Annotated in this window: 12 protein-coding genes and 1 tRNA gene; 3 read left to right on the forward strand and 10 right to left on the reverse strand. The window is 74.6% G+C overall.

Features of this window, described 5'->3' with window-relative positions; translation table 11 throughout:
* Positions 1 to 27 precede the first annotated feature (27 nt).
* Entirely contained in the window at positions 28 to 3,282 is a 3,255-nt protein-coding gene (gene fdh, locus ABD879_RS19165; protein WP_345022844.1) for a formate dehydrogenase, read from the forward strand.
* Positions 3,283 to 3,286: 4 nt separating this feature from the next.
* Here the strand turns inward: fdh and selD are convergent, their stop codons facing one another.
* Positions 3,287 to 4,306 carry a selenide, water dikinase SelD gene (gene selD / locus ABD879_RS19170; RefSeq protein ID WP_345022845.1) on the reverse strand — a complete coding sequence of 340 codons (1,020 nt, stop codon included), beginning with the start codon at positions 4,304 to 4,306 and terminating at the stop codon, positions 3,287 to 3,289.
* Between the two features lie 52 nt (positions 4,307 to 4,358).
* Between selD and ABD879_RS19175 the strand changes: the two genes are divergently transcribed.
* Positions 4,359 to 4,452, forward strand: a tRNA-Sec gene (locus ABD879_RS19175).
* Between the two features lie 50 nt (positions 4,453 to 4,502).
* On the opposite strand, the gene ABD879_RS19180 is transcribed toward ABD879_RS19175, so the two are convergent.
* From ABD879_RS19180 to ABD879_RS19200, 5 genes are all read right to left on the reverse strand, one after another.
* The gene (locus tag ABD879_RS19180) at positions 4,503 to 5,609 is read right to left on the reverse strand and encodes a serine hydrolase domain-containing protein (RefSeq protein WP_345022846.1); all 1,107 of its coding nucleotides are present in this window, start codon (positions 5,607 to 5,609) and stop codon (positions 4,503 to 4,505) included.
* 88 nt (positions 5,610 to 5,697) lie between these two features.
* Entirely contained in the window at positions 5,698 to 6,579 is an 882-nt protein-coding gene (locus ABD879_RS19185; protein ID WP_345022847.1) for a TIGR01777 family oxidoreductase, read from the reverse strand.
* Positions 6,580 to 7,405: 826 nt separating this feature from the next.
* Positions 7,406 to 7,603, reverse strand: coding sequence for a hypothetical protein (locus tag ABD879_RS19190; protein WP_345022848.1), 198 nt, complete (start codon positions 7,601 to 7,603; stop codon positions 7,406 to 7,408).
* A complete protein-coding gene (locus tag ABD879_RS19195) occupies positions 7,596 to 7,898 on the reverse strand; it encodes a hypothetical protein (RefSeq protein WP_345022850.1) in 303 nt (100 codons plus the stop codon). Before ABD879_RS19195 ends, ABD879_RS19190 begins: the two co-directional genes overlap by 8 nt.
* Before the next feature lie 129 nt (positions 7,899 to 8,027).
* Complete coding sequence (locus ABD879_RS19200; protein WP_345022851.1) at positions 8,028 to 9,224, reverse strand: helix-turn-helix domain-containing protein; 1,197 nt, start codon at positions 9,222 to 9,224, stop codon at positions 8,028 to 8,030.
* A gap of 327 nt (positions 9,225 to 9,551) precedes the next feature.
* On the opposite strand from ABD879_RS19200, the gene ABD879_RS19205 reads away from it, so the two are divergent.
* Positions 9,552 to 10,817 carry an outer membrane protein assembly factor BamB family protein gene (locus ABD879_RS19205; protein ID WP_345022852.1) on the forward strand — a complete coding sequence of 422 codons (1,266 nt, stop codon included), beginning with the start codon at positions 9,552 to 9,554 and terminating at the stop codon, positions 10,815 to 10,817.
* A gap of 2 nt (positions 10,818 to 10,819) precedes the next feature.
* Here ABD879_RS19205 and ABD879_RS19210 read toward each other — a convergent pair whose 3' ends face one another.
* The 4 genes from ABD879_RS19210 to ABD879_RS19225 all read right to left on the reverse strand — a co-directional run.
* The gene (locus ABD879_RS19210; RefSeq protein WP_345022856.1) at positions 10,820 to 12,583 is read right to left on the reverse strand and encodes a SelB domain-containing protein; all 1,764 of its coding nucleotides are present in this window, start codon (positions 12,581 to 12,583) and stop codon (positions 10,820 to 10,822) included.
* A gap of 12 nt (positions 12,584 to 12,595) precedes the next feature.
* On the reverse strand, positions 12,596 to 13,894 hold the full coding sequence (gene selA, locus ABD879_RS19215; protein ID WP_345022853.1) for an L-seryl-tRNA(Sec) selenium transferase: 1,299 nt from the start codon (positions 13,892 to 13,894) through the stop codon (positions 12,596 to 12,598).
* Positions 13,895 to 13,988: 94 nt separating this feature from the next.
* Positions 13,989 to 14,795, reverse strand: coding sequence for a choice-of-anchor P family protein (locus ABD879_RS19220; RefSeq protein WP_345022854.1), 807 nt, complete (start codon positions 14,793 to 14,795; stop codon positions 13,989 to 13,991).
* Positions 14,796 to 14,853: 58 nt separating this feature from the next.
* Positions 14,854 to 15,577, reverse strand: a 724-nt coding sequence (locus ABD879_RS19225) for a L,D-transpeptidase (protein WP_345022855.1), incomplete at its 5' end; no start/stop codon positions are given.

Here is a 15,577-nt window from a genome sequence, read left to right on the forward strand (position 1 = left end):
CGACGAAAGAGCAGAAAAGGGACTGACATGGGCGTCCGCACATGGATCGAGTCCTGGCCGGTCTACCGGCAGCTCACCGGCGACGACCCGCTGGGACGCGGCGCCGCGGCCAAGAGCCGCCGCAGCGAACGGCTCGACCCCCGCGTGGCCACCGCCGACCGCGTCGTCAAGTCGGTGTGCCCCTACTGCGCGGTCGGCTGCGGGCAGAACGTCTACGTCCAGGACGGCAAGGTCACCCAGATCGAAGGCGACCCCGACTCGCCCGTCTCACGCGGCCGCCTGTGCCCCAAAGGGTCGGCCAGCCTCCAGCTCACCACCGGCCCGGCCCGCGAGCACAGGGTGCTGTACCGGCGCCCCCACGGCACCGACTGGGAGCACCTCGACCTCGACACCGCCATGCAGATGATCGCCGACCGGGTGATCGCGGCGCGCCGCGCCGGCTGGCAGTGGGAGGTCGGCGGCCGGCGGGTGCGGCGGACCCTCGGCCTGGCCTCCCTCGGCGGCGCCACCCTCGACAACGAGGAGAACTACCTGCTCAAGAAGCTGTTCACCGCCCTGGGCGCGATACAGATCGAAAACCAGGCGCGCATTTGACACTCCTCCACCGTTCCCGGTCTGGGAACCTCGTTCGGACGCGGCGGCGCCACCACCTTCCAGCAGGACCTGGCCAACGCCGACTGCATCGTCATCCAGGGCTCGAACATGGCCGAATGCCATCCGGTCGGGTTCCAGTGGGTGATGGAGGCCAAGGCCCGCGGCGCCAAGGTCGTCCACGTCGACCCGCGGTTCACCCGCACCAGCGCCATGGCCGACGTGCACGTGCCGCTGCGCGCGGGCAGCGACATCGCCTTCCTCGGCGGCATCATCAACCACGTCCTGCGCACCGGCGCCTACTTCCGCGACTACGTCGTCGCCTACACCAACGCGCCGGTCATCCTGCGCGAGGACTTCCGCGACACCGAGGACCTCGACGGCCTGTTCTCCGGCTTCGACCCCGGCAGCCGCGCCTACGACAACGCCACCTGGCAGTACGCCGGCCTGGAGGTGCAGGCGGCCGCGGGGCGGCGCGACCAGGAGTACGACCGGCGCACGCGGGGCGGCGGCGAGCCCGAGGTCGCGGAGGCGGCCCGCGGCGAGACCGCCGGATCCGGCGGCCACCCCATCGCCGCCGGTCACCCGCCGCGGGACCCGACGCTGCGGCACCCCCGCTGCGTGTTCCAGGTGCTCAAACGGCACTACGCCCGCTACACCCCGGAGATGGTCGAACGCGTCTGCGGCGTCCCGCAGGACGTCTTCCGCACCGTCTGCGACCTGATCACCGGCAACTCCGGCCGCGACCGCACCACCGCGTTCGCCTACGCGGTCGGGTGGACGCAGCACACCGTCGGCGTCCAGTACATCCGCGCGGCGGCGATCCTGCAGCTGCTGCTCGGCAACATCGGACGCCCCGGCGGCGGCATCCTGGCGCTGCGCGGGCACGCCTCCATCCAGGGCTCCACCGACATCCCCACCCTGTTCAACCTGCTGCCCGGCTACCTGCCCATGCCGCACGCGCACGCGCACGAGGACCTCGACGCCTACGTGCGGGCCGAGGCGGCGCGCAAGGGCTTCTGGGGCGACATGCGCGCCTACATGGTGAGCCTGCTCAAGGCGTACTGGGGGGACGCCGCCACCGCGGCCAACGACTACCGCTTCGACTACCTGCCCCGCCTCACCGGCTCCCACAGCACCTACGAGACGGTCATGGCCCAGCTCGACGGCGTCTGCAAGGGCTACTTCCTGCTGGGGGAGAACCCCGCCGTCGGGTCCGCCGACGCCAAGATGCAGCGGCTCGGCATGGCGAACCTCGACTGGCTCGTCGTGCGCGACTTCTCCCTGATCGAGTCGGCCACCTGGTGGAAGGACGGCCCGGAGATCGAAACCGGCGAGCTGCGCACCGAGGACATCGCCACCGAGGTGTTCTTCCTGCCCGCCGCCGCGCACACCGAGAAGGACGGCAGCTTCACCAACACCCAGCGCATGCTGCAGTGGCACCACGCCGCCGTCGAACCGCCCGGCCAGGCGCGCAGCGACCTGTGGTTCGCCTACCACCTCGGCCGCCTCATCCGGGCCGCGCTCGCCGGGTCCACCGCTGAGATGGACCATCCCATCCTCGACCTGACCTGGGACTACCCGGTCACGGGGGAGAACGCCGAACCCGACGCCGAGGCCGTCCTCGCCGAGATCAACGGCCGCGCCGCCGACGGCCGCCCGCTCGGCGCCTACACCGAGCTGAAGGACGACGGCTCCACCTCCTGCGGCTGCTGGATCTACTGCGGCGTCTACGCCGGAGGCGTCAACCAGGCCGCCCGACGCAAACCCGGCCGCGACCAGAACTGGGTCGCCCCCGAATGGGGCTGGGCGTGGCCCGCCAACCGCCGCATCCTCTACAACCGCGCGTCCGCCGACCCGGACGGCAGACCCTGGAGCGAACGCAAGGCCCTCGTCTGGTGGGACGCGTCCCAGGGCCGCTGGAGCGGCCACGACGTACCCGACTTCGTCCCCGACAGGCCCCCCGGCTACACGCCCCCGGAAGGCGCGCGCGCCGCCGACGCGCTCGCCGGCGACGACCCGTTCATCATGCAGGCCGACGGGAAGGCGTGGCTGTACGCGCCCACCGGACTCGTGGACGGCCCCCTGCCCGCCCACTACGAACCCCAGGACTCGCCCTTCACCAACCCGCTCTACGGGCAGCAGCGCAACCCCGCACGGCACCTGCCGTCCCCGCACCCCGACAACCGCTACCAGCCCGTCGGGTCGCCGGTGTACCCGTACGTGGCCACCACCTACCGGCTCACCGAGCACCACACGGCCGGAGGCATGTCGCGCTGGCAGCCCTACCTCGCCGAACTCCAGCCCGAGTTCTTCTGCGAGGTGTCCCCGGAGCTGGCACGCGAACGCGGCCTGGAGCACCTGGGCTGGGCCACCATCGTCTCCGCCCGCAACGTGATCGAGGCGCGCGTCCTGGTCACCGAACGCATGACGCCGCTGACGGTGGACGGCCGCACCCTGCACCAGATCGGCCTGCCCTACCACTGGGGCCCCAACGGCTACAGCACCGGCGACGCCGCCAACGAACTGGTCCACATGGCGCTCGACCCCAACACCCACATCCAGGAGAGCAAGGCCATCGCCTGCGACATCCGCCCGGGCCGCCGCCCGCGCGGCGCGCAGGCGGCGGCCCTGGTCCGCTCCTACCGCCGCCGCGCCGGCATCACCGGCGCCACCGGCACCGAGGTGTGACGCCCTACCGGACGACGAGCACGTGCTCCCGCCGGGGCACCAGCTCGCCGATCACCGGCGCGCCGGGGATCTCGCCCGCGACGAGCAGGCCGCCCGACGTCTGCGCGTCCGCCAGCAGCAGCCGCGTCTCCTCGTCGGCGCCTCCGAAGTCGGTGTGCGGGGCGACCCAGGCCAGGTTGCGCCGCGTGCCGCCGCTGACGAACCCGTCCCGCACCGCCCGCCGCGCGCCGTCCAGACACGGGACGGCCGAGGCGTCGACGACGGCCGTGACGCCCGACGCCCGCGCCAGCTTGTACAGGTGCCCCAGCAGCCCGAACCCGGTCACGTCCGTGGCGCACTCGACGCCCGCCCGCAGCGCGGCCTCCGCGGCCTCCCGGTTGAGCGCGACCATCGCCTGCACGGCCTGCGGGAACACCTCGCCCGTCGCCTTGTGCCGGTTGTTGAGCACCCCGATGCCGAGCGGCTTGGTCAGCGACAGCGGCAGCCCGGCGCGGCCCCGGTCGTTGCGCAGCAGCCGCCCGGGATCGGCGACGCCCGTGACCGCCATCCCGTACTTGGGTTCGGCGTCGTCCACGCTGTGCCCGCCGCCCACATGGCAGCCCGCCTCCGCCGCGACGTCCAGCCCCCCGCGCAGCACCTCCCGCGCCAGGTCGAACGACAGCACGTCCCGCGGCCACGCCAGCAGGTTCACCGCCACCAGGGGACGCCCGCCCACCGCGTACACGTCCGACAGCGCGTTGGCCGCGGCGATGCGCCCCCAGTCGTAGGGGTCGTCCACCACGGGGGTGAAGAAGTCCGCCGTCGCCACCACGGCCGGGCCGTCGTCCGCCACCCGCACCACGGCCGCGTCGTCGCCGGTCTCCAACCCGATGAGCACCTGCGCACCGGCCGCTGTGGACGACGCCGCGGGCGTCGCGGCCAGCCCGGCCACCACGTCCTCCAGCTCCCCGGGCGGGATCTTGCACGCGCACCCGCCGCCCCGCGCGTACCGCGTGAGCCGGACGGTCCCTCCGGTCGTCGTCATCTGCTCCCCCTTCTCGGTGTGACGGCCGCCGCGCCGGGTATGCGCCGGTGCTGGAGGCGTCTGGGTGCCTGGTGGCCCCCCCGACCTTCAAAGTCGCGGTGTCCGAGGTCCTCGGACAGGCGGGTTCGATTCCCGTCCGCCTCCGCTGCGAACCTCCCCCGCACGGCAGATACCCGGCCGCGCCGGAGGAAGGGCCTCACGCGCACAGGGCGGCGGAGACGGCCGCCTCCAGGTCGTCCTTCTGCGCCCGGGTGCCGCCGGGATTGACGTTCACCATGACGGTGACCTGCCTGCCGTCGGCGGTCGCGCCGGAACGGGCGGAGAAACCGAGCATGTCCCCGCCGTGCCCCCAGAACCCGCCGCCGCACCCCTTCAGCCGGAACTTCTGCAGACCCAGCCCGTACTCCGCACCGGACCCGGTCGGCCGCGTCGTCATCATCTCGCGCCGCTGCGCGGGCCGCAGCAACCCGCCCCGCAGCAGCGCGGCCAGAAACCGGTTCACGTCACGGGCACTGGAGACCATGTCTCCGGCCCCCGCCGCCATCGTGGCGTTGAGCTCGGTGACATCGAGCAGCTTTCCCCCCGTCCGCGCGTATCCGCGCGGACGGCGCCCGGGGATGCCGGTCCGGTCGCCGGGCACGAAGGTGTCCGTCAGGTGCAGCGGCCGCACGATGCGCCGGCGGATCTCCTCCCCGTACGTGCGACCGGTCACGCGCTCGACGAGCATCGCGGCCAGGACGTAGTTGGTGTTGGAGTAGTCCCACCTGTCGCCGGGGTCGAACAGCCGCGGCCGACTGAGGGCGATCTCCACCAGCTCCCGCGGCTCCCAGTGCCGGAACCGGTCGCCGATCAGCTGCGCGGGCGGCAGCACGTCCAGGACGTCGGGCAGGCCGCTGGTGTGCTGCAGCAGATGCCGCACCGTGACGGGCTTGTCGGCGGCGCCGTCGCCCAGCAGCCCCGGCAGATGGTCCTCCACCGGCGCGTCCAGATCCACCCTGCCCTCGCCCACGAGCTGGAGCACCACCGTCGCCACGAACGGCTTGGTGAGGCTGCCGATGCGGAACCTGCCTCCGCGCGGCATCGGCGCCCCGCTCCGCACGTCGCCCGCTCCCGCGGCGACGGCGACGCGTCCCCGCCGCCCGGTCACCACCGCCTGGGCGCCGACCGCGCCGTCCTGCGCCGTCAACCGCCGCACCACCTGCCGCAGCTCCGCGTACCGGGCCGTCTCCGCGACCGCCGGTTGCCCTGTCAGCGCGACCGTGACCGCCAGCGCCCCGCTCACCGTTCCCACGTGTCTCACCATGCGGATCACGGTAGGAACGGCGTTCTCGAACGGCCGTCACCCGCGGGAGCCAACTTCCCCTGCCCCCGAGGAGGCACTTCGCGCCCGGTCAGGTGGACGTGGCCGTCGCCAGCGCGGCGGTCACCTCGGGGTGCCCGAAGGTGAACCCCGCCTCCTCCAGCCTGCGGGGCAGCACCCGCTGGCTGATCAGCGCCCCCTCCTCCGCGAACTCCCCGAGCACCAGCCGCAGCGCCGCCCCGGGCACCGCCAGCACCGCCGGACGCCCCACGGCCCGCGCCAACGCCCGGGTGAAGTCGGCGTTGGTCACCGGCCGCGGCGCCGTCAGGTTGACGGGCCCCTCCAGGTCGCCGTCCAGGAGGAAGCGCAGCGCCGCCACCTCGTCGTCAAGGGAGATCCAGCTCATCCACTGCCGCCCGTCGCCGAGCCTGCCGCCCAGGCCCAGCCGGAACAGCGGCAGCAGCCTGCCGACCAGCCCGCCCCGCCCCAGCACCAGCCCGGTGCGCGCGAACACCACCCGCACGCCCGCCTCCCGGGCCGGTGCCGCGGCGGCCTCCCAGTCCCGGACCACACCCGCCAGGAACCCGCTGCCCGCCGGGGCGGTCTCGTCGACCTCGCGGCCGCCGGTGTCCCCGTAGAAACCGATCGCCGACCCGCACACCAGCACGCGCGGACGCGCCTGCGCCACGGCCTCCGCGACGGTCCGCGTCCCGCGCACCCGGCTCTCGCGGATCACCCGCTTGTAGGCGGCGCTCCACCGGCGGTCGCCGATCCCGGCCCCGGCCAGGTGGACCACCGCGTCCACACCCGCCAGCGCCTCGGCGCCGAGCGTGCCGCCCGGCTGCCACGACATCTCCCTGGGGCCCGCGGGCTGCCGCCGGACCAGCCGCACCACCCGGTGCCCGTCCGCCTCCAGGCTCCGGACCAGCGCCGTCCCGATCAACCCGGACGCCCCCGTCACCGCAACCCTCATCCGCCCACCATAGGCGAGCGGCCCCCAAGAGTCAGGGAGCCGGTAGCCCGTGTGACCGGGCCCGCCCACAGATTTTCCTCACCCGCCTTCACCTGCCTATCGGCGTGAGTGATGATGAGCGGGCGGGTGACGGCTTTCGCGGATGACTGAGCCGCTGCGTGGCGGCTTGAGAACGACGACAAGAAGGTTGAACGCGTGCCGTTCGCGCTCTGCGTGGAAGGGGACGGGTCAGGAGTGAGTGATCGTCTCGACTGCCCGGACTGCGGCGGTTCGGGCGAGCAGCGCATGGGGCCGCTGGTACTGGCGTGCAACTTCTGCGGCGGACGCGGCTATGTCGGCGATGACAGCGGGCCCCCTCCCGAGCCCCCGCCGGTCTGGGCGGATGTCGGCACGGCGAACTTCCCTGGCTGCCGGGTCTGCCTCGGCGCCGGGCACGTTGTGACCAGCACCTTGCAGCAACTCCCGTGCCCGGCGTGCTCGGGAGACTCGGCCACCTGACCGCCGCGGCGTTCCTTCTCGCGGGTAGCGGGCGGGGCCGAGCGGGGCTTCAGGGGGAGCAGTCGGCGCCGTCGCGACAACGCCACCGGCACTGCGGAATGTGCTGGGTGGCGTGTGCGGACGCGGGGCCACCGCATCCGGCGGCGCGCATGTGACCTTGGCCGGGGTGCTCGATCGCGTTCTCGGTAGGACGTGCCTCCGAGCCGGTGATGGGGCGCGGGTGTGCGGGGGCGCGGTCGGTGGGGGTGGCGGCGGCGCGGTGGGAAGGGGCCGCGCCGCCGCCGACCGAGGCCCCGGCCGGCGCCCTCTGGTCCCGGGGCCCCGGCGTCTAGGTGTCGCCGATCTTCAGCAGCAACCGGCGCAGTTCCTCGGGGGTGTCGGCGTCGAGCGCCGACTCGCCGTTGTTGACCTGCTCTCCCGGCTTGGGGTCGCGCGTGGCCCACCACCGGTGCCGGTCCGTGTAGAGGAACGACCAGCCGGGGAACTCGTCCCGGAGCGCCGCCTTGATCCGCGAGACGTCACCCATCGGAGCCGCCCGCCCTCGGTCTCGCGACCGCGCCGGTCGGCCGCTGCCAGGTGTGCATGACCTGGTGGGCCAGCTGCTCGGGCGTCGGGGCGTAGAACGTCCGGCCCGCGCGGTCGAAGATGAACCACTGTCGGCTGTACTCGCCGTAGCCCGCGATCGCCCCGGGGAAGCGCCGCATCAGCTCCCACTCGATCTGCACGCGGATCTCGTTCCACGCGCGTGCCTTCTCGGCGGACGAGCCGCACCAGCGTCCCCCTGACGCGGCGGCCGTGGCTGAAGAGATGCACTGCGTCACACAACACAGACTCACGGTGACGCGCCGGGAACACCAGAGACAGGATGTGCGGTTCTCACCGTCCGCATCCGGTCACACTGGGGCACCATGTCCTACTCAGAGTGACCTCGCCTGCTGATCCGAAGCGCGCTAGTCCTCGACGCCGAGCGCCTTGGTCAGCCTGCGGGTGGCCGGGCTCAGGCGTTTTTCTGTCTCGCGGATGTCTCTGGTCAGGGCCTGGGCGATGCGCTGGTGCCGGAACCACACCGGCGACACTTGTTGAGCCTCGAGCAGCGTTGTTGTGGCTGCGCTGAGGCGTCCGGCGTCGAAGTGGGCCTGCGCCACATCCATCAGATGAGCGCCCCAGGAGATGCCTCGCAGGTCGCCCGGATGGTCCTTCGACGGCGGCCGGATCCGCTTGGCCGCCTTCAGCGCCTCAGCGGGCTTCTTCAAAATGCTGTAGGCGTATGTCGCCTGCATCGCCACGGTGGGCGGGGCGAAGGACGTGTGGTAGACGCGCACGCGGCGCCCCAGCCTCTCGGCGCCCGCTCCGGCCGGCCGCAGATACTCCTCGGGGGTGCGGTCCTGGCCGACGGCCGGGGCGACGGCGGTCATCAGGAGATTGCCCCATGCGGCGATCTCCTTCTCGCCGTCCCCGAACGACGGCTCGATGCGGGCCGCCATGTCGGCGGCGACCTTCTCCGACTCGGCGTAGCGGCCCTGGTGGAGCAGGACCCACGCGTACTCGGCGTGCATGGTGGCCCACAGCAGCATGTCGTCGCCGGTGTGCGCCACGGTGATGGCCCGCTCGGCCGCTACGAGACCGAGGTCCGTGCGCCCGATCTGCGCCATGAGGTTGGACGCCAGCGCGTAGGCGAGCGCCAACGGACGAACGGCGGCCGTTCCCACTGCCGAATGGGTGACGCGGGCCTCGCCGACGAGGTTGGGCAAGGAGGCGAGGACTTCGCCGAAATCTCCCGCCCAGTAATGGTCCCATGCCCGGGACACCGATCGCTCCAGTTCGTCCAGCGGTGTCGGTTCACCGTCGTCGTCGGTGTCCATGCCGGGGAGCAGCGACGGTGACAGCAGCACGTCCCGGACCGCCAGGACGCTGCCGCCGTCGCGGTCGGGGCCGAGGCGGTCGCGTCTGTCGAGCAGGTGGGGGATTTCCAGGTCGAGGGCGTTGGCCAGTTTCGCCAGCGTGGTGATGCGCGCCGATTCGCGGCGGCCCTGTTCGAGTTTGGAGATCAGATCGACGCTGACACCGGCGGCCCGTGCGAGGTCCTCCCGGGTCATGCCGCGTTCGCGTCGGGCGCGTCTGAGGCGTTCGCCGATCGTGCCGGACATGGGCGCTGCACCTTTCCTGGGCGTCTCGACCTTCCTCAGGCTAAGACGCGGAACTCGGGCACGTCAGGGGTCTTTGTCGGGACGGCGGGCCTCTTCCCTCGTTTCGGGCTCGCTTTTCTCGCATTCCGGCTGATTTCGGTGGCGAATCCGTCGGTGGTCGATTGAGATGGGCGTGTTTTCGCAGTCGCAGGGACGCGGCGCGGCCCGGGGGGATCGGTGCGGCCGACGCGGTGCGCGCCGGTGGCGTTGGCGGAATCGGGTGACGGGCGGAGGGGGTGTTGGCAATATGCGGCGGGCGGGGTGATCCGCCGTACCGTCCGGGAGGTCGTGTTGATCGCAAGGATTCGTTTCGCCCTCGTCGTGCTGGTCGTGATGGGGGCCGCGGCCTGCGGCGGAGGGGACGGCGAGAAGCCGCGGGCGGAGAGCCGCAACACCGGGATCTCCTATGACGGCCCTGCGCTTCCGGGGGTGGAGGGCAGGCCGCTATGGAGCGTCCCGAGCCCGGGAAGTGCGGTGATGCTCGGGTACGGCAATGCCGTGGCAATGCTCGGCACCCGGCAGGGATACCAGGTGACCGTGCTGGACGCCGCCACGGGCAAGACCCTCCAGCGGCATCAGATCAACGCCGTCGAGCGGCCCGTCCTGCGCAGCGGCGAACCGGTGCGTCTCCTCGGGGACACGGTGCGGGGCCGGCCGGTGGCGGTGGTGCGCTTCAGCGAACGCATCCCGGCGTCTGGAACCCGGCAGGAGCGAGAGCAGCTCACCGACCTGGTCCTGGACACCGCGGGCGGGCAGCTCTGGCGCACACCTCCCGGCAGCGGCGGCGACCCCGTCGCGCAAGGCGACCGGGGGACGTTCAACGGCGGGTACGCCATCGCGCACACCAAGGGCCAGGGCACCCCGGACAAGGCGCCCGAGGGCACGACGCGGTTCCAGCCGATCGGCGGTGGCGGGCCCGTCGACGTTCCCGCGAGCTACGACTCCGACGACGTGTACGACGTCGTCGGCGATACGGCCGTGATGCGCGAGGACAAGGTGCTCGACGACGGGGTCCGGGGCGTCGATCTCGCCCGGGGCGGCAAGGTCGCCTGGCGGGTGCCGAAGGCGGTGCACGTGGCCACCGCCGGGACCGATGTGCTGCTCGAGACGACCGCCGGGCGCCTCCGGCTGGTCGACGCGGCCACCGGGCGGCGCCGGGCCGACATCGCGCTGCCGGACGACGGCGGCGGCCGGTACGGCATCCGCGCCTGGCTGTACGACCCGGTGACGCGCGCGCTCGTCGGCGGCGGTCGGCGCGCCGTCATCGTCGACGCCGATACCGGACGGCTCCGCTGGAGCCAGGACGGCTCGAACCCCCGGCCGATGACGCCGGTCGCCTCCGCCGCGGGCGTGACGTTCATGGCGCTCGACCGGCAGCCGACCGCCGACCGGACGGCGCAGCCGGGCCGGGCGGGGCTCCTCGCCCTCGACAACCGGACGGGGCGGGTGGTGGCCGACGGCATCGCCGTGACGGCCCTGGCGGTCGGCGACGGGTTCGCCGTCGTCGAGCACGGCGGCGGCCTCCACGGCTTCCGGCTCAAAGCGACCGGGTGAGGTCACCGGGGCGGGCAGCGGCGGTGGGTGCCGTCCACCCGGACGGTGTAGCCGCGGCGGTCCAGGTGCTCCAGGAGCGGGACGGCGACGCGGCGGGTGGTGCCGAGGGCCTGGCGGGCCTGGCCGGGCGTGAACGGCTGCGGCAGGCGGGCCAGGATCGCCGCGGCGCGGGTCTCGCAGTCGGGCAGCAGGACGATCCCGTCGCAGATCTTGCGCAGGGCGCCCGCGGCGGCCGCGGCGGCGAGCAGCTTCGGGGTGAGGCCGAGTTCGGCGAGGCGGCCCGCCTCCGGGGCGCGGAACGGGGCCGCGGCCAGGTCGCGGCGCACGGCGTCGACAGCGCGTTGGACGTCTGGGGGCAATCGGGGACGCGTCGTCGCCCCGTAGAGCCTGCCGTCGCGTCGCTGCAGGTCGTCCCCGGCCAGCGCCTCGACCAGGGCGCGGTCGGGGAGGCCGAGGACGCGGCGGGCCGCCTCGGCGGGCAGGCCCGGGTCGGTGGGGTGGCGGGCCGCGTGCTCCTCCACGGCCTCCGCCAGGCGGCGCCGCAGGTCGGCCCAGTGGTCGGGGTCGGCGAGCCAGTCCCCGGCGACGGGGGCCGAGGGCGGTGCGAGGCCCATGGCCAGCAGGTCCCCGCGGCGGATCAGGCCGCGTCGGCGCAGCTCGCAGGCGCCGTCGGGGACGCCGGGCAGGGCGGCCAGCTCGCGGGCGCGGGCGGCCGCGGCGCCGCGCCGGGTGAACGGGGGCGGGCGCACGTCCAGCACGGTGATCCCGGCCGGGACGCGGTGCGCCCCCGGGTCGCGCAGCAGCGCGATGTCGCCGACGCGCAGCGCGAGCGGTCGCGACAGCGCCAGCCGGGCGGTGTCGTCGCCGAGCGGGCGGACGGCGACCGGCACGGCCGCCGACCCCGCGTGCAGGGTCAGCCGCCGCGGCAGGTCGCAGGACGCGTCCCCGCGCAGCCGCACATCGATCAGGTCGGTGGTGAGCCAGCGGCCCGGCGTCAGCAGCACGTCGCCCCGCCGCAGCGTCTCGGGGGCGCCGCGCAGGTTCACCGCGACGCGCGCCACCGCGCCGACCCGCGTGCGCGTCCGCTTCAGCGTCTGCAGGCCGCGCACCGCGACGGGCGTGCCGTCCGCGAGGGCCAGCTCGTCGCCGACGCTGACGGTCCCGGCGCGCAGGGTGCCGGTGACGACGGTGCCGCGGCCCTGGACGGTGAAGACCCGGTCGATCCACAGGCGCACGTCGGCGCCGGTGTCGGGGGAGGGCAGCGCGCCGGTCAGGTCGGCCAGCGCGGCGCGCAGCTCGTCCAAACCCTCGCCCGTCGCGCCGCTCACGGTGACGGCGGGCACCTCGCCCAGGGACGTGGCGGCGATGCGCTTGCGGGCGTCGTCGCGGACGGCGGCGGCGGTGGCCGCGTCGGTCAGGTCGCGCCGGGTGACGGCGAGCAGGCCGTGCCGCACGTCCAGGGCGTCCAGCACCGCCAGGTGCTCCTCCGACTGCCGCTGCCACCCCTGGTCGGCGGCGACGACGAACATGACGGCGGGCACCGGGCCCACCCCCGCGAGCATGTTGCCGACCAGGCGCTCATGCCCGGGCACGTCGACGAACGCCAGGTCGGCGCCGCCGGGCAGGCGCGTCCAGGCGAACCCGAGGTCCAGGGTCAGGCCGCGGCGGCGCTCCTCCTCCCAGCGGTCCGGCTCCATGCCCGTCAGCGCCCGAACGAGCGTGGACTTGCCGTGGTCGACGTGCCCGGCGGTGGCGACGACGTGCATCACGCCGCCCCCTCACAGCGGCCCGACGGCGCGGACGGCGGCGGTGAGCGCGGCGTCCTCGTCCGCCGGGACGGCGCGCAGGTCGAGCAGGCAGCGGCCGTCCTCGACGCGTCCCACCACCGCGGGCGAGCCGAGACGCAGCTCCGCCGCATAGCGCTCCGGCAGCGAGACCGCCGCGCTCGGCAGGGTGACCCCCGGGGCGCCCCCGCCGCCGACCGTCGCACGGCTGTCGACGGCGTAGGCGTCCACGCCTTCGGCGCGGAGCTTCGCCGCGATGTGCCCGGCGCGTTCGCGCAGCCCCTCGAGCTCCGCGTGCAGGGCCGTGAAAACGGGCGTCTCGGGGCCGCGCAGAGTCGCCTCCAGCGCCGCCAAGGTGAGTTTGCCGACGCGCAGGGCGCGGGCCAGCGGATGCCGTGCGAGCCGTTCGACCAGGCGGGCCTCGCCCAGCACGAGGCCGCACTGCGGGCCGCCCAGCAGTTTGTCGCCGCTGGCGGTCACCAGCGACGCCCCGGCCCGGAGCGTGCCCGTCGCATCCGGTTCGTCCGGCAGCAGCGGGTCGGGGGCGGGCAGCCCGGAGCCGATGTCGGCGACGACCGGCACGCCCAGCCCGGTCAGCTCGCCCACGTCGACGGACGAGGTGAAACCGGTCATCCGGAAGTTGGACGGGTGCACCTTCAGCACGAACCCCGTGTCCGGCCCGACGGCCGCCGCGTAGTCGGCCGGGGACGTCCGGTTGGTGGTGCCGACCTCGCGCAGCCGGGCACCGGTCGACACCAGCAGGTCGGGGATGCGGAACCCGTCGCCGATCTCCACCATCTCGCCCCGGCTGAGCACGATCTCCCGGCCCGCGGCCAGCGCCGTCGCGGCCAGCACCAGGGCCGCGGCGCCGTTGTTGACCACGTGCGCCGCCTCGGCGGCGGGCACCCGCCGCAGCAGCGCCGCCACCGCCGAGCGGCCGCGCCGGGAGCGGGCGCCGGTGGCCAGGTCGAGCTCCACGTCGGTCGCGCCGCACGCCGCGAGCACCGCCTCCCGGGCGGCCCGCGACAGCGGCGCCCGGCCGAGGTTGGTGTGCAGCAGCACGCCCGTCGCGTTGATCACCGGGCGCAGGCCCCCGGCCGTGGCGGGGAGGGCGGCGACGGCCGCGTCCGCGACCGACTCGGGCGCGATCTGGCCGCGCCGGGCGCGGTCCTGCGCCGTGACGATCACCGACTTGACCAGGTCGCGGCCGAGCCGCCGCGCCGCCGCCGCGAGCCGGGGCTCGGCCAGCAGCGCGTCCGTGCGCGGGATGCGGCGGATGACCTGGTGATCCATCGAGCGACCTCCTGGCCGGGCGTTACCCTCCGGCCGTCCGGGCAAACGAAAGGCCCGCGCACCGGGCGGCGCGCGGGCCCTTCACCTGCCCTGGTCAGCCGGTCACCGGAAGGTCACCGGTGACGGGCCTGGGCGCCGGGGCCTTCACCACCGACCGCGGCTGCGCCGCCGACTCCGGGTGCGCCGGTCCGTTCGGCTGCGCGACCGCACCCGGGTGTCCGGCCGCCGACCCGTGTCCGGCCGCCGACCCCGGACGCCCGGGCTGCGCGGCGCTGGTGGGCGGCGCGCCCTGCTGGTCGCGCGGCGCCGCGGCCGCGGGCGGGGCGCACCGCACCGAGGCGATGCTGAGCTTCTCGGTGCGGCCCTTGCCGAGCGGCACGGTCGCGTCGATCGCGGTCACGTTGAGCCGGCCGCGCGAGTCGCGGGTCTGCTTGTTCAGCACCACCTCGGCGGTGCCGAGCCCGGGCACCGGGACCGCCACCGAGCTGTTGGGCTTGGCCCGCAACGCGAGCGGACGGCCGGCCAGCCGGGCGTCCGCCAGCTCCGAGACGCCCTTGCCGTTCACGCACTTGGCGGTGACCGAGCGGGCGGTCAGGCCCAGCCTCTCCGACTTGACGTCGGCGACCGAGGCGCTGCCCTGACCGGGCCGGGCGGCCGCGTTCAGCCCCGACGCCCTGATGAGCGAGTTGCCCGGCAGCCGGACGAGGCTCTCGCGGACCGGCTGCCCGTCGGTGGACGTCACCGACGGCACCGCCGGGACGGCGACCGGCCCGAGGGCGCGGACACCGTACGCCGAGCCGTGCGCCCCGCTGTCGGCCAGCGCGGGCGCGGCCGGCGCGGCGAGCACCGCGGCGACCGCCCCGGTGCCGATCGCGAACGTGGTGAGCTGCTGCAGTCGCACAGTTTTCTCCTCTGGAAATGGTTGTGGGAAGGAATGTCCGGGTTGCGGGACGAAGCGGTCAGGCCGTGACGATGACAGGGCTGCCGAGCGGCACCTTCGCCAGCCGGGCCAGCGCGTCCTTGGGCACCCGCACGCAGCCGTGGGTGACCGCCTTGCCGAACACCGAGGCGTCCGGCCAGCCGTGGAAGGCGACCGTGCCGGGCCCGCCGCCGAAGGTGTCGAGCGTGTCGGAGTGCGCGCCGACCGGCAGGATCAGCGGGCTGAACGTGGGCTTGGCGGGTGCCAGCGAGGCGAGCAGGAACGTGCGGCCGGTGGGCGTCGGCGTCCTGGCCGCGCCCACCGCCACCGTCCACGTGCCGACCCTGCGGCCCGAATCCTCGATCGTGAGCCTCCGGTCGCCGATGTCCACCCTGACGACCTGGGTGCTGCGGGCGATGTCCAACGAGCCCGGCGCGTCGGGGATCCAGCCGGTCACGCGGTTGGGACGGCTCGGCAGCAGCACCCGCCGCCAGCCCGGCCGGCTCTCCACGACGGGCACCCAGGTGGGGCCGCCGAGCTGCGTGTCGGGCAGCGTCGCGACCGGCTGCCCGCCCGGCGCGGCCGACACCGGGACGGGCCTTCTGGGATGCACCACGGTCCCGTCGTTCGTGGCGAACGGGGCGGTGTCCCGGGGCAGGCCGGTGACCGTGGTGGCGGTCGTGGCCTGCGGCAGGCGCGCGGCCTCGGTGGCGGCCGGGCGGCCGCCGGCGGCCGGTCCGGCGCCCGTGCGCTGCCCGCCGCCG

It is taken from the genome of Actinomadura keratinilytica (assembly GCF_039539665.1).
Taxonomy (GTDB): domain Bacteria; phylum Actinomycetota; class Actinomycetes; order Streptosporangiales; family Streptosporangiaceae; genus Spirillospora; species Spirillospora keratinilytica.